Origin of the sequence: Actinomadura nitritigenes, assembly GCF_017573545.1 — a bacterium.
In the GTDB taxonomy this organism is placed as follows: Bacteria; Actinomycetota; Actinomycetes; order Streptosporangiales; family Streptosporangiaceae; genus Spirillospora; species Spirillospora nitritigenes.
Genome location: NZ_JAGEOK010000018.1, coordinates 157,585 through 178,080 on the forward strand (window position 1 = coordinate 157,585; position 20,496 = coordinate 178,080).

The 20,496-nt window shown below is 74.4% G+C and carries 19 protein-coding genes; 12 read left to right on the top strand and 7 right to left on the bottom strand.

Annotated elements, in window-relative coordinates; genetic code table 11:
• The first annotated feature begins 1 nt into the window (after position 1).
• A complete protein-coding gene (locus J4557_RS27595; RefSeq protein WP_208269655.1) occupies positions 2-1,348 on the top strand; it encodes an FAD-dependent oxidoreductase in 1,347 nt (448 codons plus the stop codon).
• A 3-nt stretch (positions 1,349-1,351) separates the two neighbouring features.
• Here the strand turns inward: J4557_RS27595 and J4557_RS27600 are convergent, their stop codons facing one another.
• Positions 1,352-1,963 (bottom strand): TetR/AcrR family transcriptional regulator, encoded by a 612-nt coding sequence (locus J4557_RS27600; RefSeq protein ID WP_208269656.1) that lies wholly within the window; start codon positions 1,961-1,963, stop codon positions 1,352-1,354.
• A gap of 95 nt (positions 1,964-2,058) precedes the next feature.
• Between J4557_RS27600 and J4557_RS27605 the strand changes: the two genes are divergently transcribed.
• Positions 2,059-3,063 carry an oxygenase MpaB family protein gene (locus J4557_RS27605; RefSeq protein WP_208269657.1) on the top strand — a complete coding sequence of 335 codons (1,005 nt, stop codon included), beginning with the start codon at positions 2,059-2,061 and terminating at the stop codon, positions 3,061-3,063.
• Here the strand turns inward: J4557_RS27605 and J4557_RS27610 are convergent.
• Positions 3,060-4,529, bottom strand: coding sequence for an MFS transporter (locus J4557_RS27610; protein ID WP_307800243.1), 1,470 nt, complete (start codon positions 4,527-4,529; stop codon positions 3,060-3,062). The genes J4557_RS27605 and J4557_RS27610 overlap by 4 nt on opposite strands.
• Positions 4,530-4,665: 136 nt before the next feature.
• Here J4557_RS27610 and J4557_RS27615 point away from each other — a divergent pair, with 136 nt between their 5' ends.
• Genes J4557_RS27615 through J4557_RS27625 form a run of 3 tightly spaced genes read left to right on the top strand, consistent with a single transcriptional unit; the run spans position 4,666 to position 6,811 of the window.
• Positions 4,666-5,337 (top strand): TetR/AcrR family transcriptional regulator, encoded by a 672-nt coding sequence (locus J4557_RS27615; protein ID WP_208269658.1) that lies wholly within the window; start codon positions 4,666-4,668, stop codon positions 5,335-5,337.
• A complete protein-coding gene (locus J4557_RS27620; protein ID WP_208252354.1) occupies positions 5,334-5,540 on the top strand; it encodes a ferredoxin in 207 nt (68 codons plus the stop codon). The genes J4557_RS27615 and J4557_RS27620 overlap by 4 nt, the downstream gene beginning before the upstream one ends.
• Entirely contained in the window at positions 5,537-6,811 is a 1,275-nt protein-coding gene (locus J4557_RS27625; protein ID WP_208269659.1) for a cytochrome P450, read from the top strand. Before J4557_RS27620 ends, J4557_RS27625 begins: the two co-directional genes overlap by 4 nt.
• Before the next feature lie 81 nt (positions 6,812-6,892).
• On the opposite strand, the gene J4557_RS27630 is transcribed toward J4557_RS27625, so the two are convergent.
• The 4 genes from J4557_RS27630 to J4557_RS27645 form a co-directional block, all read right to left on the bottom strand.
• On the bottom strand, positions 6,893-7,252 hold the full coding sequence (locus J4557_RS27630; protein WP_208269660.1) for an STAS domain-containing protein: 360 nt from the start codon (positions 7,250-7,252) through the stop codon (positions 6,893-6,895).
• 40 nt (positions 7,253-7,292) lie between these two features.
• Positions 7,293-8,321, bottom strand: a complete 1,029-nt coding sequence (locus J4557_RS27635; protein WP_208269661.1) for an SDR family oxidoreductase — start codon at positions 8,319-8,321, stop codon at positions 7,293-7,295.
• A gap of 124 nt (positions 8,322-8,445) precedes the next feature.
• Complete coding sequence (locus J4557_RS27640; protein ID WP_208269662.1) at positions 8,446-9,654, bottom strand: ATP-binding protein; 1,209 nt, start codon at positions 9,652-9,654, stop codon at positions 8,446-8,448.
• A 68-nt stretch (positions 9,655-9,722) separates the two neighbouring features.
• Positions 9,723-11,774 carry a bifunctional phosphatase PAP2/O-acyltransferase family protein gene (locus tag J4557_RS27645; RefSeq protein WP_208269663.1) on the bottom strand — a complete coding sequence of 684 codons (2,052 nt, stop codon included), beginning with the start codon at positions 11,772-11,774 and terminating at the stop codon, positions 9,723-9,725.
• Positions 11,775-11,915: 141 nt separating this feature from the next.
• Here J4557_RS27645 and hpnC point away from each other — a divergent pair, with 141 nt between their 5' ends.
• Genes hpnC through hpnH form a run of 7 tightly spaced genes read left to right on the top strand, consistent with a single transcriptional unit; the run spans position 11,916 to position 19,502 of the window.
• Positions 11,916-12,773: a squalene synthase HpnC gene (hpnC, locus tag J4557_RS27650; protein ID WP_208269664.1), complete on the top strand. Its 858-nt coding sequence runs from the start codon at positions 11,916-11,918 to the stop codon at positions 12,771-12,773.
• Between the two features lies 1 nt (position 12,774).
• Entirely contained in the window at positions 12,775-13,635 is an 861-nt protein-coding gene (gene hpnD, locus J4557_RS27655) for a presqualene diphosphate synthase HpnD (protein WP_208269665.1), read from the top strand.
• On the top strand, positions 13,632-14,963 hold the full coding sequence (gene hpnE, locus J4557_RS27660; RefSeq protein WP_208269666.1) for a hydroxysqualene dehydroxylase HpnE: 1,332 nt from the start codon (positions 13,632-13,634) through the stop codon (positions 14,961-14,963). The genes hpnD and hpnE overlap by 4 nt, the downstream gene beginning before the upstream one ends.
• Positions 14,960-15,970 carry a polyprenyl synthetase family protein gene (locus J4557_RS27665; RefSeq protein ID WP_208269667.1) on the top strand — a complete coding sequence of 337 codons (1,011 nt, stop codon included), beginning with the start codon at positions 14,960-14,962 and terminating at the stop codon, positions 15,968-15,970. The genes hpnE and J4557_RS27665 overlap by 4 nt, the downstream gene beginning before the upstream one ends.
• 51 nt (positions 15,971-16,021) lie before the next feature.
• On the top strand, positions 16,022-17,887 hold the full coding sequence (gene shc, locus J4557_RS27670) for a squalene--hopene cyclase (protein ID WP_208269668.1): 1,866 nt from the start codon (positions 16,022-16,024) through the stop codon (positions 17,885-17,887).
• Positions 17,884-18,498, top strand: coding sequence for a hypothetical protein (locus J4557_RS27675; RefSeq protein ID WP_208269703.1), 615 nt, complete (start codon positions 17,884-17,886; stop codon positions 18,496-18,498). Before shc ends, J4557_RS27675 begins: the two co-directional genes overlap by 4 nt.
• A gap of 5 nt (positions 18,499-18,503) precedes the next feature.
• Positions 18,504-19,502, top strand: coding sequence for an adenosyl-hopene transferase HpnH (gene hpnH / locus J4557_RS27680; protein ID WP_243776418.1), 999 nt, complete (start codon positions 18,504-18,506; stop codon positions 19,500-19,502).
• A 56-nt stretch (positions 19,503-19,558) separates the two neighbouring features.
• Here hpnH and J4557_RS27685 read toward each other — a convergent pair whose 3' ends face one another.
• The gene (locus J4557_RS27685) at positions 19,559-20,359 is read right to left on the bottom strand and encodes a SigB/SigF/SigG family RNA polymerase sigma factor (RefSeq protein WP_208269670.1); all 801 of its coding nucleotides are present in this window, start codon (positions 20,357-20,359) and stop codon (positions 19,559-19,561) included.
• Positions 20,360-20,496 lie beyond the last annotated feature (137 nt).

The window sequence follows — 20,496 nt, forward strand, 5'->3', positions numbered from 1 at the left end:
GATGAGCACACCACCGGAGATCGCCGTGGTCGGGGCCGGTCTCACCGGCTCCCTCCTCGCCTGCTACCTCCCGAGGCGTGGGCACCGGGTCACCCTGTACGAGCGCCGGCCCGACCCCCGGGCCGGTGGCGGCGAGCGCGGCCGCTCCATCAACCTCGCCCTGTCCGAGCGAGGGCTGGACGCGCTGCGCCGGATCGGCCTGGAACGGCGGGTCATGGCCGGCGCGCTGCCGATGAGCGGCCGGATGATCCACCCCGTGACCGGAGGGCTGGACTTCCAGCCCTACAGCCGGGGCGGCGGCAAGGCGATCCACTCGATCAGCCGGAGCGCGCTCAACGCCGCGCTGCTCGACGCCGCCGAGGCCGCGCCCGGAGTGCGGGTGCGCTTCGGCCACCGGCTCACCGGAGCCGACTTCGCGACCGGCGCGCTGCGGTTCGCGACCCCCGGCGGCACGGTGCACGCCGACGCGCCGATCGTTCTGGGAGCCGACGGCGCCGGATCGGCGGTGCGGGCGGAGATGGTGGCGTCGGGCGCCGTCCGGGAGAAGGTCGCGTTCCTCGACCACGGGTACAAGGAGCTGACCATCCCCGCGGTCGGCGGCGAGTTCGCCCTCGACCCCGGTGCGCTGCACATCTGGCCGCGCGGCGGCTCGATGATGATCGCGCTGCCGAACCCCGACCGGTCGTTCACCTGCACGCTGTTCTGGCCGCGGGACGGCGCGTCCGGGTTCGCCGCACTCGACGGCCCGGCGGCCGTGGAACGGCACTTCCGCACCCGCTACCCCGACGTGCCGCCGCTCTCGCCCGGCCTGGTGGACGACTACCTCCGCAACCCGGTGGGCAGGCTCGGCACCGTGCACTGCGACGGGTGGCTGGTGCCGGGCCGCACGGCCGCCCTGATCGGCGACGCCGCCCACGCGATCGTCCCGTTCTACGGGCAGGGCGCCAACTGCGCCTTCGAGGACGTCGTCGAGCTCGATCGCTGCCTCACCGAGACCGCCGGCCGATGGGACCGTGCGCTGCCGCTGTACGAGGAGCGCCGCAAGGACAACGCGGGCGCCATCGGCAGGATGGCGCTCGAGAACTTCGCGGAGATGCGGGAGAAGGTCGCCTCGCCGGCCTTCAAGCTCGCGCGGAAGGCCGACCACGCGATGGAGCGCGCCCTGCCGGGCCGCTGGATGTCCCGGTACGAACTCGTCTCGTTCACCACGGAGCCCTATGCGCGGGTCGAACGGCGCACACGGCGGCAGCGGCACGTCCTGGCCGGGCTGGCGGTCACGCTGACGACCGGCACGGCCGCCCTCGCCCTTCGCCGGACGGCGGCGGCCCGCCGAGGCGCACGGGCCTGAGATCTAACAGCGCAGGGCGAGGGAGAGCGTCACGGCGCCGTCGACGACGGCGTCGAGGTCGGTGCCGAGCCGGCCGTCGGCCCACTGCTGGGCGAGCTCCGTCATGGCACCGGTGAACATGGTGGCGGCGATGACGACGGGGAGCGGCGGGTCCTGCTCGCGGGTCATCGCGAGGACGCCCTCCAGCAGCGCGGTCTGCGCGGCGCGGCGGCGGGCGGCGAGGATCTCGTTGCCGCGCGCCTCGGCGAACAGCACGCGCCCGCGGCCCGGGTCGTCGCTGATGAACCGCAGGACGGCGCGGATGCCGGCGCGGGTGCGCGCGTCGGGGCGCGGGGCGGCGTCCTCGACCGCGCGGGCGAGGACGTCGCCGAGCGCGGTGGCCTGCTGGTCGTACACGGCCGCGAGCAGCTCGGCGGTGTCGGCGAAGTTCTCGTAGAAGTAGCGCGTGTGCAGCTCGGCCTCGCGGCACACCGCGCGGACGGCCAGGGCGGCCTCGCCGCCCGCGGTGAACAGCCGGTACGCGGCCCGGACGAGCATGTCGCGCCGCTCGTCGCGGCGCCGGGCGGCGGGGACCCCGGCCCACCGGGTGTTCGCGGCCGTCCGGGCGTTCGCCATGGCCGTCACGATACCAAGTCTGGACACGCATGTACCCAAACACTTACGCTGAGGTCTGGACACAGACGTATCCAGAATCTGACGGGAGCGCCGGGATGGCACCCAGGACGAACATCCTCGCGGCACGATTCGAGCGGGCCTTCGACGCCGAGATCCGGTCCCGGTTCTTCCGGGGCCTGGAGTTCGCCGGACCCGAGGGCGACCCGGGCTGGTTCGGCCCGGACAGCGCGGTCTGGTACGTCCACTCGCACCTGCCGACCCTGGTCCTCGGCCTGGTCGGCGCCGCCTACATCGAGGGCCTCGACCCCAGCATCAGCTGGATGGCCTACGACCACTCCCGCATCCCCGAGCGGGTGGACGGCGTGCCGACCGGCGGCGTCGACCCGGAGGGCGCCGCCGTCCGGCTCGGCCACTCGCTGTCGTTCTTCATCGGCACCGCCTACGGCTCCACCAAGACCGCCGAGCGGCTCGCCCGAACGGTCCGCGCGATGCACCACACCGTGAAGGGCACCCGCCCGGACGGCCTGCCGTACGACGCCGACGACCCCGACTGGCTGCGCTGGAACTACGCCACCGTCGTGTGGGGGCTCGCGACGGCCCACGAGCGCTACCACCGCAGGCCGCTGCGCGGCGCCGACCTGGAGCGCTACTACGGCGAGTTCGTCCGGGTGGGGGAGGCGCTCGGCGGCACCGACCTGCCCGCCACGAAGGCGGAGGTCGCCGAGTGCCTGGAGTCCTACCTGCCGCGCCTGGCCGTCACGCCGATCAAGGCGTTCGCGACGGGCCCGAACCTGCGCGGCAACGGCACCAAGCCGTGGGAGCCGGGCAGCCCGTTCATGGACTGGGCCGCACGCGACATGCTCCCCGAATGGGCGCAGAAGCTGGCCCTCTACCAGCGGCCCAACCCGCTGGTGCTGCGCATGCGCCGCAGCGCCCTCTGGGTCGCGCTCAACGGGCTGCACGACGCGACCGGCCCGCTGCCGGAGTTCCGGCAGGCCGAGGCCCGGGTCGCCGGCGGCGCCTCGGCGCCCGTCGCGGTGACCGCGCCGTCGGCGCCCGACCCCGAGCTGACCCGCGAGGAGGTGGAGGCCATCGCCTAGCGGGCCCGTTCCGCGCGGCGGGTGCCGAGGCAGGCCAGCACGGCGAGCGCGGACAGCGCCGCCATGCAGGCCAGCGCGTACCGGTAGCCGGTGACGAGCTGCTGGACGCCCTGCCCCGACACCCGCGACAGGTCCCCGGCGAAGACGTGCGCCCGCAGCGCCGCCGGCACCGGGCCCGCGATGATCGAGAAGGCCAGGGCGGTGCTCACCACGATGCCGGTGTTCTGCACCATCAGCCGCATCGCGTTGACGACGCCGAGCCGGTGCGACGGCAGGCCCCTCAGCAGGGCCGTCGCGTTGGAGGGCAGGAACGCGCCCGACCCGGCGCCCAGCAGCATCAGGCCCGCCGCCACCGGCGCGTACGGGACGTCCCGCCCGAGCGCCGCCAGCAGTTCGAGCAGCCCGAGCGTCGTCAGCGCGGCGGCGAGCACCGTCATGGTCCGGGCGCCGACGCGGTTCTCGAGGAAGCCCGCGCCGGTGGACGCCAGGACCGCGACCGCCGACATCGGCAGCACCTTGAGCCCGGCCGTGACGGGGTCGTCGCCCTGCACGGACTGGAAGAACAGCGCGAGCAGCACGACCGCGCCCATCCGCGCCGTCGCGTTGAGGAACGTGGCGAGCAGCCCGAGCGCGAACGGCGCGTCCCGGAACAGCGCGATGTCGACGACGGGACGGGAGGAGCGCCGCTCGACGGCGAGGAAGACCGGCAGCAGCACCGCGAACGCGGCGACGCCGCCGAGCACGACCGGGCTGCTCCATCCCCGCTCGTTGACCTGCGACAGCCCGAACAGCAGGCCGCCGAGCCCGGCGAGGACGAGCACGTTGCCGGGCACGTCGACGCCGCGCTCGCGCGAGGCCGCCTCCACGGGCCGCAGCGCGACGGCGCCCCAGACCAGGCACAGCACGCCGAACGGGACGTTGTACCAGAACACCCAGCGCCAGCCGAAGGCGTCGGTGAGGTAGCCGCCGAGGGTGGGCCCGGCCAGCTGCGCGATGGAGAACGAGGCGGTGTAGACGCCCATGGCGCGGCCGAGCCGCTCGCGCGGGAACGCGTCGGTGACGATGGCGGCGCTGTTGGCCAGCAGCATCGCGCCGCCCGCGGCCTGCAGTACGCGCAGGCCGACGACCGTCCAGGCGGTCGGGGCGAAGCCGAGCAGCAGGCTCGCGAGGGTGTAGGCGCCGAGGCCGGACAGGTACATCGCGCGGCGGCCGAACATGTCGGCGAACCGCCCGAACACCACGATGAGGACGGTGTTGGCCAGCAGGAACGCCAGCAGCATCCAGTTCGCGGCGAGCGGCCCGGCGTGGAAGTGCCGCACCACCGAGGGCAGCGCGACGTTGAGGGTGTTGCCGCCGAGGCCGGTCAGCACGCTCGCCATGCTCACCGCGGACAGCGTCCACCAGGGGTCGCCGGGCCGCCCGGCGGCGGGCTCCGGGCACCGGACGGCGGGCGTCGTCCCGGTCACGCGGGTGCGCCGTCGTCGCCCATGCGGGCCTCCCGGCCGACGAGGGAACGAACCTCTTTCTAGATCTTGATACTAGAACTTGATTCGAGAATCCAGTCCTTGACGGTACTGAATGAACGGTCGTTTAATTTCGTCCATGGGCCGGATCGCGGGCGTCACGGCCGCCGAGACGCGGGAGCGGCTGCTGCGCGCGGCGGCCGGTGTCTTCGCCGAGCGCGGCTACGACGGCACGCGCGTCGCCGACATCGCGGCCGCCGCCGGAGTCAGCAACGGCGCGCTCTACGCCCACTTCGGCTCGAAGGGCGAGCTGCTGGTGGCGGCGCTGCGCACGCACGGCCGGCGGATGCTGGCCGAGCTCGTCGCCGCCGACCCGGAGCGCCCGATCACCGAGTCGCTGCTGATCATCGGGCGGTGGCTGCCGAAGCGCCGGGACGCGCGCGGCCACCTCGTCGTCGAGGCGCTCGTGGCGGCCCGCCGCGACGCCGACGTGGCGCGGCCGATGCACGACTACATGGGCGAGCGCGCCGCCGTGCTGGAGGAGCTGGTGCGCGCGGCGCAGGCCGGCGGGGAGATGGACGGCGCGCTCTCGCCCGAGGCCGTCGCGCACTTCTGCCTGCTGCTGGCGATGGGCAGCGTGCTGGTCCCGCCGGAGATGCACGGCGTCGGCGACGAGGAGTGGTCCGCGCTGCTCACCCGCGTGGTGGCGGCCTTCGCGCCGGCCGATCCCGCGCCGGCCGATCCCGCGCCGGCCCGTCCCGCACCGGGGGAGCCGGCCGGTTCCGAAGCGGAGACAGGAGGAACGCGATGAAGGTGCGGATCGATCCCGGGCGCTGCCAGGGGCACGGCCGCTGCTACGACCTGGCCCCCGGCCTGTTCGGCGAGGACGACGAGGGCTACGGCACCGTCCTCGGCGACGGGACCGTCCCGGCGGACGGGGAGCAGGACGCGCGCCGCGCGGCGGCCAACTGCCCCGAGCGCGCGATCACCGTCGTGAAGGAGGCGGAGGCATGACCACCGAGGACGACCGCTTCACCCAGGGCTTCGAGGAGATGCGCGAGAGCCGGCCGCTCGGCACGCGCAACGAGGTCGTCACCGGCCCCGTGGCGGACTGGGCGACCGACTTCTCCCACATGGAGCCCGAATGGGCGGCCGACCCCTACCCGATCCAGGACGACCTGCGGCGGCGCTGCCCGATCGCGCACACCGGCCGGTTCGGCGGCGGCTGGCTGCCGACGCGCTACGAGGACGTCAGCGCGATCGCCTACGACACCGAGCGCTTCTCGTCCCGGTCGATCGTCATGAGCAACTTCCGGCCGCCGCTGGAGGCGGCGCCGGTGGGCGGGGTGCCGCCGATCTCGTCCGACCCGCCGTTCCACCACGACGCGCGCAAGCTGCTGCTGCCGGCCTTCACCAAGACGGCCGTCTCCCGGCTGGAGCCGGCGACCCGCGCGTTCTGCCACTCGCTCCTCGACGGCCTCCAGGGGGACGAGGTCGTCGACGCCGCCCGCGACTACGCCCAGCACATCCCGATGCGGGTGATCGCGGACATGCTCGGGTTCCCGCCGGAGGACGGCCCGAAGTTCCGCGAGTTCGTGGAGAACGCGCTGGAGGGCGTCAACCGGCCGCCGGACGAGCGCATCGCGCGGATGGAGAAGCTGTTCGACTACCTGCTCGACCAGATCCGCGACCACGTCGACCGCCCGCGCGACGACCTCACCACCTACCTGATCAACGCCGAGCTGTACGGCCGCAGGCTCGACCCGTCGCACGTCTCGGGGACGATGGCGCTGCTGCTGATCGCGGGCATCGACACCACGTGGAGCGCGATCGGCGCGTCGCTGTGGCACCTCGCCGGGACGCCCGCCGACCGGGAGCGGCTGGTCGCCGAACCGGAGCTGCTGCCGACGGCGATGGAGGAGTTCCTGCGCGCCTACGCGCCGGTCACCATGGCGCGGCTGGTGAAGCAGGACATGCACTGGCGCGGCGCCGACATGAGGGCCGAGGACTGGATCCTGCTGTCGTTCCCCGCCGCCAACCGCGACCCCGAGCAGTTCGACCGCGCGGGCGAGGTCGTCATCGACCGCGAGGTCAACCGGCACGCCGCGTTCGGCCTCGGCATCCACCGGTGCGTGGGCTCGCACCTGGCCCGCATGGAGCTGCGCGTCGCCCTCGAGGTCTGGCTCGAGCGGTTCCCGCGCTTCACGCTCGACGACCCGTCGGCGGTGACGTGGTCCGCCGGGCAGGTCCGCGGCCCCCGCACCCTGCCCCTCCGCGTCGGCTGACCGTCCCTCCGGGCGCGGCCCCCGGCCGCGCCCGGCCACGGTCACCCGGGCTTGTCACCGGGCCCGGTCACGCGGGCCCGGTCACGCGGGTTCGGGCGGCTCGTCGCGGATGTCGAAGACGCGCTCCAGCCCCGTGACCCGCAGCACGTTGCGGACGCGCTCGGTCGGGCGCACCAGCACGAACCGGCCCTTCATCGCGGCGATCCGCTTGCTCGCCCGGATCAGGACGTTCAGCCCCGACGAGTCGCAGAACGTCATGCGGGTGACGTCCACGACGATCCGCGGCCGCCCCTCCGCGCCGATCGCCTTCGACAACTGCTCGTCCAAGGTCCCGGCGGTGGCGAGGTCCAGCTCTCCCTCGACCGACACCACCGTCCAGCCCTCGTGCTCGGCGACGTCGAAACTCGCGCCGTCGCGCTGCGCGCCACCAGCGGCCCCCATGCGCTCAACCTCCGATCCCTTCCCCCGGAACCCTAGGGGATCAGTGGCGCAGCAGCCTGGCGGCGCCGACGGCCGCTCCCGTGGCGGCCGCGCCCGCCGTCGCCGCTCCGACCAGGTACTTGTGCTTCGCCGCCCACAGCTGCGGGCTGCGCGGATGGGCCTCCTCGTCGAACCGGCCGTGCGCGCCGTAGTCGCGGCCGCCGGTGCCGTCCGCGGGCTCCCACAGGTTCGCGGCCTGGTCCGGCGGGCGCGGCTGCTCGGTCTGCTGCGACGAGAACGCGGTCCTCGCCAGGTAGCGGTCGAGGAGCCCCGCGGCGAACTTGTTCGCGATCAGCGTGCCGACCGTGCTCCCGCCGACCCAGTACTCCCGGCGCCGCGGATGCTCCGCCGCGTACAGCAGGGCGTCGGCCGCGATCTCCGGCTGGTAGATGGGCGGGACCGGCTGCGCGCGGCGCGGCAGCCGCGACAGCACCCAGCTGAACTGCGGGGTGTTGACGCCCGGCATCTCCACCATCGTCACCTTCACGCCAGGGCACACGTGCAGCAGCTCGGCCCGCAGCGAGTCGTGGAGGCCCTGGACGGCGTGCTTGGCGCCGCAGTACCCGCTCTGCAGCGGGATCCCGCGGTAGGCCAGCGCCGACCCGCACTGGACGATCACGCCGCGCCCGCGCGGCATCATCCGCTTGAGCGCCGCCCGCGTGCCGTTGGCGTAGCCGAGGTAGGTGACGTCGGTGATGCGCTTGAACTCGTCCGGCTCGATCTCCCAGAACGGCGCGAACACCGAGGAGAACGCCACGTTCACCCACACGTCGATGGGCCCGAGCTCCTCCTCGGCGCGCTGCGCCGCCGCCTCCACCCCGCCGTCGTCGGCGACGTCGACGCTGATCGGCAGCGCGCGCCCGCCGGCCTTGCCGACGTCCTCGGCGGCGCCCTCCAGGCCCTCCTCGCCGCGCGCCAGCAGCGCGACCTTGGCGCCGCGCCCGCCGAACGCCCGGGCGGCCGCGCGGCCGATGCCCCCGCTGGCGCCGGTTATCACCACGACGCTGTCCTCGTCGATCCCGTACTTCATCACCGTCCTCCTACCGGCTCGGTCAAGGAGGAGTGCCCGCACAGACGCGTCCGTAACGCGGCCTGATCCCGGGTTCGCCCCGTCCCGTTCCATCGCGGGTGCGGGGCTCGGCGGAAGGCCGCCACTACGGGCCGCACAGGGGGAGGCGCAGGACCATGCACGTGCCGGACGGCCGGTCGGCGATGTTCAGGGTCCCCCCGTGGGCGGCGGCGACCTGGCGGGCGATCGCGAGCCCCAGGCCGGTGCCCTCCGGCTCGCGGCTGCGCGCGTCGGGGCGGCGGTAGAACCGGTGGAAGACCGCCTCCCGCTCCTCCGGCGGGATGCCCGGCCCGTCGTCGACGACCTGGAGGACCGCCTGGCCGCCCTCGCGGGCGAGCAGCACCTCGACCCGGCTCTTCGCGTGCCGCTCGGCGTTGGACACGAGGTTGCGCAGCAGCCGCGCCAGCCGGACGGCCGACCCCTCCACCTCCAGGCCGGGCTCCAGGCGCGACGTGACGGCGACGCCGGGTTCACGACCGGCCAGCTCGTCCTCCACGAGCCGGGTCAGGTCCACGGTGCCGGTCCTGACCGGCGCGCCCGCCTCAAGCCGGGCCAGCTCCAGCAGGTCCGAGACGATGGCGCCGAGCCGCTCGGCGTCGTCCAGCGCCGCGTGCAGGATCGCGCGCGAGTCGGACTCCGGGTCGGCGAGCGCGAGCTGCAGCCGGGTCTGCAGCCCGGTGAGCGGCCCGCGCAGGTCGTGCGAGGTGTCGGCGACCACCTGCTGCTGCCGCCGCAGGGCTTCGTGCATCGCGGCCGTCGCCCGGTGCTCGTCCTGCCGCGCGCGGTGCAGCCGGTCGTTGACCTCCTGCAGCTCGCGCGTCCGGGCGAACAGCTCCGCCTCCACTCCCTCGATCGCGGCCTCGGACGACGGTGTCTTCCCTGACCGCGCGGCGCGCAGCTGCTGGATGTAGGAGGTCACCTCCTCCACGCGGTGCAGGAGGGCGGTGACCGTGCCCTCCGGGCCGAGTAGCGGCGCGTTCCGGATGCTCCAGTACCGCTCCTCGTAGACCCCGGGCCGGTCGGCGGCCTCGACGTCGTAACGCTGCAGGGGCATGATGTCGGTCTCGCGCTCCGCCAGCACCCGTTCCAGGGACGTCCGCACCTCGGACACACCCTGCGCGGCGGGGCCGCCGGGGAACACCTCGTAGAACAGGCGGCCGATCAGGTGCTCACGGGATTGCCCCGAGAGCCGTTCATAGGTGCAGTTGACCATCACGTACCGCAGATCGGGCGTGAGCACCGCGCAGCCGACGGGCAACGCGTCGAAGACCGCCGACAGGTCGATCTCGGCCATTCCTGATACGTATCCATTTCGGGCAAACGGCCGGGAAGCCGCGGGCATCCCGGCCGCAAAAACCCGTCTCAGCCGCGGACGGACGGCCCGCGGCCGCGGCGGGCCGCCCGCGCGTCGGCGGCCTCCGCCGGCTCCGGCGCCTCCGCGGCGCCCAGCTCCTCGATCACGTCCCGCATGGCCCCGCACAGCGCGTCGATGTCGGCGACCAGCGTCGCCTCCGTGCTGACGCCCATGTTCAGCATCCCGGTCCAGCCGAGGGCGCCGACCGCGAGCGGCGCGCCCGGCCCGGTCGGGACGATCGGGTGCGCCGCGATCAGCGGGGCGCCGGCCAGCCGCGTCGGCGTGTTCGAGCCGGGGAGGTTCGTGGCGATCGCCTGGAACGTCCGGCCGCCGTACACGGCCCGCGCGAACGCGTCGTGCAGCACCGGCGGCAGCGCCCGCGACGCCCGCTGCATCACGAAGGCCGACGCCAGCGCGCGGGTCCCGGACCGCAGCCGCCGCGTCGCCGCGGCCAGCGCGCGCAGCCGCTCGACCTCCGGCATCGGCCCGTACGGCAGGTCCACCATGACCGCCGAGGTGTGGTTGCCCTCGGGCGGCACCACCGGGCCGCCCGTCATCAGCGGCACCGCGACCCGCAGGACGCGCCCGCCCTCCGGCCCGCCCGCGGGCTGCATGACCCGGCGCAGCCCGCCGGCCAGCGCGCACAGCACCACGTCCGTCACCCGCACGCGGTGCTTGCGGGCGAGGTCGCGGATCACCGGCATCGGCAGCCGGAACGTGCCGAACGCCCGCTCCGCGGTGCCCGTCGAGGGCAGCCGCGTCCTCTGCCGCGACTCCGCCGCCAGCTGGGCGATCCCGGTGACCGTGCCCAGCGCGCGACGCGTCGCCGACGGCCCGGCGCCCGCGGCCGGCAGCGCGTCCGGGGGCGTCAGCAACCGCAGCACGTGCGTGATCACGCCCATGCCGTCGGCGACGACATGGTGCATCAGGAAGATCACCGCCGAGCGGTCGGGGGCGTAGCCGCGCACCAGGATCATCCGCCACATCGGCCGGTCGCGCGGCAGCGGCTCGCTCTGCAGCACGCCGACGAGCGCGTTGAGCCCCGCGTCGCCGCCCTCCGCGAGCACCGCCTCGTGGACGTGCCAGTCCCAGTCGATCACCGGGTGCCCGACCCAGCGGCGCCGCCGCAGCCGCGACGCGGGGGACAGCCGCTGGCCCAGCCGGGGCAGCTCGTCCAGCTTCCCGCGCAGCGTCGCGATCATGTCCTCCCGGCTCGGCGACCCGTCCGGCGCGTCGAGGAAGATCAGCCCGCCGACGTGCTGCGGCGTCCGGTCCGACTCCACCGCCAGGAAGAAGGCGTCCTCGGGCGGGACGATCGGGGGCCGCGGCCGGCCGGGGTCCCGGTCGGTCACGAGGTAGGCGAACCAGACCACGGCCAGCGCGCCCGCCGCGTCCAGCAGGTAGTGGTTGGCGGTCGCCATGATGACGTAGAGCGTCACGAAGACGTGCAGGACGCCGGCCGCCTGCAACGAGCGACGCACCTGCAGCCGCGCCAGCTCGACGCTCACCCACAGCGCCCACGCGACGTGCAGCGACGGCATGGCCGCGAGCCGGTCGGCGTGGTCGACGACCGGGCTGCCCCACGACCCCCACGTGCCGTGCGTCAGGACGGTGTCCACGTACCCGAGGCCGGGCACGAGGCGGGGCGGCGCCACCGGCCACAGCGCGAAGCAGACCGCGCCGATCACGTTGATCAGCGCGAAGGAGTTGCGGGCGACGCGGTACCGGTCGGGCCGGCGGCGGTACAGCCAGGCCAGCGCCCACAGCGTGGTGACCAGGTAGACGGTGGCGTACTCGTAGTTCGCGACGACGGCGACGGACCGGTGCGCCGCGAGCCAGTCGTTGAGCGGCCGCTCGACGGCGATGTGCAGCGTCCGTTCCAGGTCGTGGATCTGCCGGCCGTGGTCGGCGGCGGCCGCGTGCCGGTCGCCGACGGGGACGGCCGCGGCGACGGCGTAGAGGGCGAAGAGCGACAGCCCGAACGCGAGTTCGCGCGCGAGCGGAGGGCGGCGGCCCGGGAGCCCGGAGGAGAGCGCGGAGGGGTCGGTCTCTGGTGTCACCAACCTCTCCTAACCCAAAAACTTGGTTTATACACATATATATGATCGGTTTCGCGTTTACCGGGCGATCGACAGGGTTATGGGGACCATTGCGACCGGCAGAGCGCCGCCCCGCCCCGCGCGCCGCCCCCGAAGGAAACGATGTCCATCAGCGAGCGCTTATGGAACGAGACCTACGAACGTCGGATCAGGAACCGGCTGCAGGCCCGGGAGAACTTCCCGGTGGCCGCCCGGTTCCTTCCCGCCCGGCACCGGGCGCACCTGCTCGACGTCTACGGCTACGCCCGGCTCGTCGACGACATCGGCGACGAGGCCCCGCCGGATGAGCGCGCCGGCCTGCTCGACCTCGTCGACCGCGACCTCGACCGGATCTATGCGGGCGCCGTCCCCGAGATCCCCGTCATGCGGGCGCTGGCCCGCACCGTGCACGACCGCCGGATCCCCGCGGAGCCGTTCCGGCGCCTGGTGAGCGCCAACCGCCGGGACCAGGTCGTCACCCGCTACGGGACGTTCGACGAGCTGCTGGAGTACTGCACGCTGTCGGCGGACCCCGTCGGGCACATCGTCCTGCACGTGTTCGGCGCCGCGACCCCGGCGAGGCTCCGCCTCTCCGACCGGATCTGCTCCGCGCTGCAGGTCATCGAGCACTGCCAGGACGTCGGCGAGGACCACCGCAACGGCCGGGTCTACCTGCCGGCGGACGACCTGCGCCGGTTCGGCTGCACCGAGGACGACTTCCGCGCCGCGGTGACTCCGACCCGCCTGCGCGGTGTCATCGCACTTCAGGCGGGAAGGGCAGGACGACTGCTCGCCGAAGGCGCGCCTCTCGTCCGGACCCTGCCCGGGTTCGCTCGCGCCGCCGTGGCCGGGTACGCGGCGGGCGGGTTCGCCGCCCTCGCCGCGCTGGACCGCCGCGCCTACGACGTCCTGGCCGGCCCGCCACGCCCGGGGAAGACGCGGCTGCTCGCCGAGTGGTCGCGGATGTTGGGAAGGAGATGAGATGGACGCAGCCGGGGCCTACCGGCACTGCGAACAGGTCGTCCGGTCGCAGGCACGCAACTTCTCGTACGGGATCCGCCTCCTGCCCCCGCCGAAACGCCGGGCGCTCAGCGCCGTCTACGCCTTCGCGCGGAGGATCGACGACATCGGCGACGACAACGAGGCGCCTCCCGATGCGCGGCTCGCCGCGCTGGCCGCCGAGCGCGACCGGCTCGCCGACCCCGGCGCCCACCCGGACGACCCGGTGCTGGTCGCCCTGGCGGACGCGGCGCGCCGCATGCCGATCCCGCTGGAGGCGTTCGGCGAGCTCATCGACGGCTGCGAGGCCGACGTGCGGGGCGCCTCCTACGACACCTTCGACGACCTGCTCTGGTACTGCCGGTGCGTCGCCGGCTCGATCGGCCGGCTGTCGCTCGGCGTGTTCGGCACCCGCGACCCCCGGGTCGCCCGGACGCGCGCGGACGCGCTCGGCGTCGCGCTGCAGCTGACGAACATCCTGCGGGACGTCCGCGAGGACCGGCTCGGCGGCCGCGTCTACCTGCCGGCCAAGGACCTCGCGAGGTTCGGCTGCACGCTGGACCAGGACGCGTCCGGCCGGTTCACCGACCCGCCGGAGCAGCTCGCCGCCCTGGTCCGGTTCCAGGCGGAGCGCGCGGGCGAGTGGTACGCGACGGGGCTGCGGCTGCTGCCGATGCTCGACCGGCGCAGCGCCGCGTGCACGGGGACGATGGCCGGCATCTACCGGCGGCTGCTGCGGCGCATCACCGCCGACCCGGCGACCGCACTGGCGGGGCGCATGTCCCTGCCCGCCTGGGAGAAGGCGGCCGTCGCCGCGACGGCGCTCACCGGGATCCGGCGGTGAGCCCCCGGGCGAACGTCGCCGTCGTCGGCGGCGGGCTCGCCGGGATCAGCGCCGCGCTCGCGCTCCTGGAGGCGGGCGTGCGGACCACCCTCTACGAGGCGCGTCCCCGGCTCGGGGGCGCCACCCACTCCTTCGACCGCAACGGCCTCACCGTCGACAACGGGCAGCACGTCTTCCTGAAGTGCTGCACCGCCTACCGCGGGCTGCTGGACCGGCTGGACGCCCGGGACCTCGTCCGCGTCCAGGATCGCCTCGACATCCGCGTCCTCACCCCGGACGGGACGGCCGGGAGGCTGCGCCGGGCGAAGGCGCCGGGGCCGCTGCACCTGCTGCCCGCGCTCGCCCGGTACCGGCTGCTGTCGCCGGGCGACCGGCTGCGGGCCGTCCGCGCGTCGCTGGCACTGCAGGGCCTCGACCCGCAGGACCCGGAACTGGACGGGCAGGCGATGGGCGGCTGGCTCGCCGCCCACGGCCAGCGCGAGCGGGCCCGCACCGCGCTGTGGGAGCTGTTCCTGATCTCGGCGCTGAACATCGGGGTGGACGACGCCGCGATGGGCCCCGCGACGATGGTGTGCCGGCAGGGCCTGCTCGGCCGCTCCGACGCCGCCGACATCGGCGTCCCGACCGTCCCGCTCGGCGAGCTGCACGGCTCCGTCGCGGCGAGCCGGATCGAGCGGCTCGGCGGGCGCGTCCACCTGAAGGCGAAGGTGTCGGCGGTGCACGCCGGGCCGAAGCTCGTGGTGGACGGCGAGCCGGTCGCCGCGGACGCCGTCGTCGTCGCGGTGCCGCACCGCGCGGCGGCCCCGCTCGTCCCGGCGCAGGCGTGCCCGGACCGGGACCGGTGGGCCGGCCTCGGGTCCAGCCCGATCATCAACGTGCACGTCGTCTACGACCGGCCGGTCATGGACGTGCCGTTCGCCGCCGCCGTCGGCTCGCCCGTGCAGTGGGTGTTCGACCGCACGCAGATCAGCGGCCTCGCCCGCGGCCAGTACCTCGCGGTGTCGGTGTCGGCCGCCGACGGCTGGATCGACACGCCCGCCGCCGACGTCCGCGCCGCGTTCCTGCCCGCACTGGAACGGCTCCTCCCCGCCGCGCGGCGGGCCCGCGTCACCGACGTCTTCGTCACCCGGGAACGCCATGCGACGTTCCGCCAGAGCCCCGGCAGCGGCGCGCTGCGGCCCGCGTCCGCGACCCGGCTGCCCGGGCTCTTCCTCGCCGGCGCGTGGACCGACACGGGCTGGCCCGACACCATGGAGGGGGCAGTGCGCAGTGGACTGACCGCCGCCCGGCTGGTCCGGCGGCACCTGGACGGGGTGAGCGGCCGATGACCGCCGTCCCCGGCTCGATCACCGACGGGCGCGCCCTCGTCGACGAGGCGATGCGCGCCTGCGTCGACCGCCTCGACCCGGCCAACCGCCGCGTCATCGCCTACCACCTCGGCTGGACCGACGCCGACGGCCGGCCCGCCACGGCGGGCGGCAAGGCGCTGCGCCCCGCGCTGGCGCTGCTGTCGGGACGCGCGGCCGGCGCGCCGCCGGAGCACGCCCTCCCCGGCGCCGTCGCCGTGGAGTTCGTGCACGCCTTCTCGCTGCTGCACGACGACATCATGGACGGCGACCGCACCCGCCGGCACCGCCCCGCCGCGTGGACGGTGTTCGGCGCCGCGGCCGCGATCCTCGCGGGCGACGCGCTGCTGGCGCTGTCGGAGGAGCTGCTGCTGGAGCACCACACCCGCGGTGCGCACTGGGCGGCGGAGGCGCTGACCGCCGCCACCCAGCGGCTCATCTCCGGCCAGGCCCTCGACATGGGGTTCGAGGAGCGCGCCGACGTCACCCTCGACGAGTGCCTGACGATGGCGTCCGACAAGACGGGCGCGCTGCTGGCCTGCGCCAGCTCGATCGGCGCGATGCTCGGCGAGGCGCCCGCCGAGCTGGTCACCGCCCTCACCGGGTACGGGACGGAGATGGGCCTGGCGTTCCAGCTCGTCGACGACCTGCTCGGCATCTGGGGGAGCCCGGAGACGACCGGCAAGCCGGTGCTGTCGGACCTGCGGGCCCGCAAGAAGTCGCTGCCGGTGGTCGCCGCGCTGACCGCCGGGACCGCCGACTCCGCGCGGCTGGCCGAGCTGTACGCCGCGCCCGGCGACCCCGCCGAGGCCGACCTGCGGGAGATGGCGGAGCTGGTCGAGGCCGCGGGCGGCCGCGCCTGGGCGGAGGCCGAGGCCGACCGCCGCGTCGCGCTGGCCGCCAAGTACGTGGGCGACGTGGAGATGGACGACGCGGTCCGCGCGGAGTTCCGCGACATCGCGCTCTTCGTCACCGCCCGGGACCACTGAACGACGGGACCCGCGCCGGGAAGCGGACACCGTCAGAAAGCAGGATGCCGAATGACCACGACGGAAGCCCCCGGACTCACCGAAGCGGCCGCGGCCGCCGTCGAGGCGGCCCGCGACCACCTGCTCGGCCTGCAGTCGGCCGAGGGCTGGTGGAAGGCCGAGCTGGAGACCAACGTCACCATGGACGCCGAGGACCTGCTGCTGCGCCAGTTCCTCGGCATCCGCACCGACGCCGAGACCGCCGCGGCGGCGCGCTGGATCCGCTCGCAGCAGCGCGCCGACGGGACGTGGGCGAACTTCTACGGGGGCCCGCCGGACCCGTCCACCACCATCGAGGCGTACGTCGCGCTGCGGCTCGCCGGCGACGCCCCCGGCGACGAGCACATGCGCAGGGCCGCCGCCTACGCGCGCGAGGCCGGCGGCATCGAGGGCAGCCGCGTGTTCACCCGCATCTGGCTCGCGCTGTTCGGCCAGTGGTCCTGGGACGACCTGCCGGTGATGCCGCCGGAGCTGATGTTCCTGCCGAGCCGCGTCCCGCTGAACGTCTACAGCTGGGCGTGCTGGGCGCGGCAGACGATCGTGCCGCTGACCGTCCTCGGGTCGCTGCGCCCCGTCCGGTCGCTGCCGTTCGACCTGCCGGAGCTGCGCGCCGGCCGGCGTCCCGCGCGGAAGGCGACCGGATGGGGAAGGGCCTTCAACGCCCTGGACCGGTTCCTGCACGTCTACGAGAAGCGGCCGGTGGCGCCGCTGCGGAAGGCCGCGCTGCGGCGCGCGGCCGAGTGGATCGTCGCGCGGCAGGAGGCGGACGGCTGCTGGGGCGGCATCCAGCCGCCGTGGGTGTACTCGCTGATGGCGCTGAGCCTGCTCGGCTACGACCTCGACCATCCGGTGATGAAGCGCGGCCTCGCCGGGCTCGACCGGTTCACGATCGAGGACGGGAAGGGCCGCCGCCTCGAGGCGTGCCAGTCGCCGGTGTGGGACACCGTCCTCGCGATGAACGCGCTGTCGGACGCGGGCGCGCCCGCCGGCGACCCGGCGCTGCTGCGCGCGGCCCGCTGGGTCGTGGGCGAGGAGATCCGCGGGCCGGGGGACTGGTCGGTGCGGCGCCCGGACCTGCCGCCGGGCGGCTGGGCGTTCGAGTTCGACAACGACCTGTACCCCGACACCGACGACACCGCCGAGGCGATCCTCGCGCTGCGCCGCTCCGGGCTGCCCGAGGCCCGCGGGCCGATCGACCGGGCCGTCCGCTGGATGGCGGGGATGGCGTCGCGGGACGGCGGGTTCGCCGCCTTCGACGCCGACAACACCCAGGAGCTGTGCACCAAGCTGCCGTTCTGCGACTTCGGCGCCGTCATCGACCCGCCGTCGGCGGACGTCACCGCGCACGTGGTCGAGGCCCTCGCCAAGGAGGGGCACGCGGAGTCGCCCGTCACCAAGCGGGCGGTGGTGTGGCTGCTGAAGGCGCAGGAGGCGGACGGGTCGTGGTTCGGCCGGTGGGGCGCCAACCACGTCTACGGCACGGGCGGCGCGGTGCCCGCGCTGATCGCCGCGGGCGTCCGCCCGGACAAGCCGCCGATCCGCCGCGCCGTCGCCTGGCTGGAGCACCACCAGAACCCCGACGGCGGCTGGGGCGAGGACCTGCGCTCCTACGACGACCCGGCCTGGATCGGGCGCGGCACGTCCACCCCCTCGCAGACGGCCTGGGCGCTGCTGGCGCTGCTCGCGGCGGGCGAGCGCTCACCGGCGGTCGAGGCCGGGGTCCGCTGGCTCGTCGACCACCAGCGCCCGGACGGCACGTGGGACGAGGACCAGTTCACCGGCACCGGCTTCCCCGGCGACTTCTACATCAACTACCACCTGTACCGGCTGGTGTTCCCGATCAGCGCCCTCGGCCGCTACCTGGGGCGGGACCGGTGACGAGGCCCGTGGTGTGCGCGGCGCTCGGCATCGAGGCCCGGGCGCTCGCGCACGGCGGCCCGCCGGTCGCGAAGGTGCACGCCGAGGCCCGCCGGTACGCCGCGCGGGGCGACCTCGTCGCGCTGATCGGGCACGCCGGGCACGAGGAGGTCGAGGGCACGCTCGGCGAGGCGCCGCGGTCCACGGTGCTCGTGCAGACCCCCGCCGACGCCGCGGAGATCACCCGGCGGTTCCCGGACGCGCGGGGCCCGCACACCGACGACATCTGCTCCGCCACCACCAACCGCGAGCGCGCCGTGACCCACGTCGCCCGCGAGGCTGACCTCGTGCTCGTCGTCGGGTCGGCCAACTCCTCCGACTCCCGCCGCCTCGTCGAGGTGGCCGAGCAGGCCGGCGCGCCCGCCCTGCTGATCGACGGCCCGGCCGACGTCCCGCTCGACCGGCTCCGCGACGCCCGCACCGTCGGCGTCACCGGCGGCGCGTCCGCGCCGCCCGCCGTGCTCGACGCGGTCGTCGCCGCGCTGCGCGGCCTCGGCCCCGCCGACCTGGCCGAACGCGCGGTCACGGTGGAGACCACCGAGTTCACCTTGCCGAAGGAGGTCCGACCCTAATGCCGATGCCACTGCGCCAGAGCGTCCGCGTCGCGTCGCACATCATGAGCAACAAGGTGCGCGGCAAGGACAAGTTCCCGCTCATCATGGAGCTCGAACCGCTGTTCGCCTGCAACCTCAAGTGCGCGGGCTGCGGCAAGATCCAGCACCCCGCCGACGTGCTGAAGCGGCGCATGCCGGTCGAGCAGGCCGTCGCCGCGGTCAAGGAGTGCGGCGCCCCGATGGTGTCGATCGCCGGCGGCGAGCCGCTGATGCACCCGCAGATCGGCGAGCTCGTCGAGGAGCTGGTCGGGATGAAGAAGTTCGTCTTCCTGTGCACGAACGCGCTGCTCGTCCCGAAGAAGCTCGACAGGTTCAAGCCGTCGCCCTACTTCGCCTTCACCGTGCACATCGACGGCCTGCAGGAACGGCACGACGAGTCCGTCTGCAAGGAGGGCGTGTTCGAGGAGGCCGTCGCCGCGGTCAAGCTGATCAAGGAGCGCGGGTTCCGCGTCACCACCAACACCACGTTCTTCAACACCGACACCCCGCAGACCGTCATCGACGTGCTGAACTACCTCAACGACGATCTGCAGGTCGACGAGATGATGCTCTCGCCCGGCTACGCCTACGACAAGGCGCCCGACCAGGAGCACTTCCTCGGCGTCCAGGAGACCCGCGAGCTGTTCAGGAAGGCGTTCGCCGACGGCAACCGCAAGCGGTGGCGGCTGAACCACTCGCCGCTCTTCCTCGACTTCCTCGAAGGCAAGGCCGACTTCGGCTGCACCGCCTGGGCGATCCCGTCCTACTCCCTCTTCGGCTGGCAGCGCCCCTGCTACCTGATGTCGGACGGCTACGCGCAGACCTATCGGGAACTGCTCGACGAGACCGACTGGGAGTCCTACGGCCGGGGCCGCGACCCGCGCTGCGCGAACTGCATGGCGCACTGCGGCTACGAGCCGACCGCGGTGTTCACGACGCTCGGCTCCCTGAAGCAGTCACTGCGCGCCCTGCGCGAGAACTAGCCGCGCACGACGCCCGGCGGGCCGTTCCGCTGCGGAACGGCCCGCCGGGCATCGCCTCACGCCCCTGAAGGGCCCGCAGGGTCGGCCTCGTACATCCGCTCGCGCAGGAGGCGCAGCGTCCCGGCGAGCAGCCGCGAGACGTGCATCTGGGAGATCCCGAGCTCCTGCGCGATCTGCGACTGGGTCTTGTTGCCGAAGAAGCGCAGCAGCAGGATCGTCCGCTCCCGCTCCGGCAGCTCCGCCAGCAGGACGTGCAGGGTCTCGCCGTCGACGACGTGCTGCAGCGCGGAGTCCTCGGCGCCGAGCCGCTCCACGAGCGGGCTCGCCTCGGTCTCGCCGTCGCCGCCGCCGTCGAGGGACAGTGGTCGGTAGGACTCCCACGCCAGCACGGCGTCGGTGACCTCCTCCGCGTCGACGCCCAGGATCGCGGCGAGTTCACCGGGCGTGGGGGAGCGGCCGTGCTCCTGCAGGAAGCGCTGGGTGGCGCGCTGCAACCGCGGGCGCAGTTCCTGGATGCGGCGGGAGACGCGGATGCCCCACGTCCGGTCCCGGAAGTAGCGGCGGACCTCCCCGAGCACCATCGGGTAGGCGTAGACGAAGAACTCGCCCCGCTCGGGATCGAACCGGTTGATCGCGTTGACGAGGCCGAGGTAGGCGACCTGCACCAGGTCCTCCACCGGCTCTCCCCGGTGGGCGTAGCGGTGCGCGACCCGCCGCACCATCGGCGCGTGCATCCGGACGAGCGCCGCGCGCAACTCCTCCTTGCGGGCGGCGCCCACGCCAGGCCGGCGCATCTCCATCAGCAGCGCCTCGGCGCACTGCTCCGCCGGGCCGTCCTCCGCACGGGGCGCGGGCACGGCCGCTCTCGCTGGGGATCCCAGACCGATCACCTCCTGTCGACGCCGGAACCGGCTCACCGGAGACCCATTTACATCGCCTCACGATACAAATACCCGGCCTCACGCTTCCGACACAGCCCTGACCGCCCACCCGC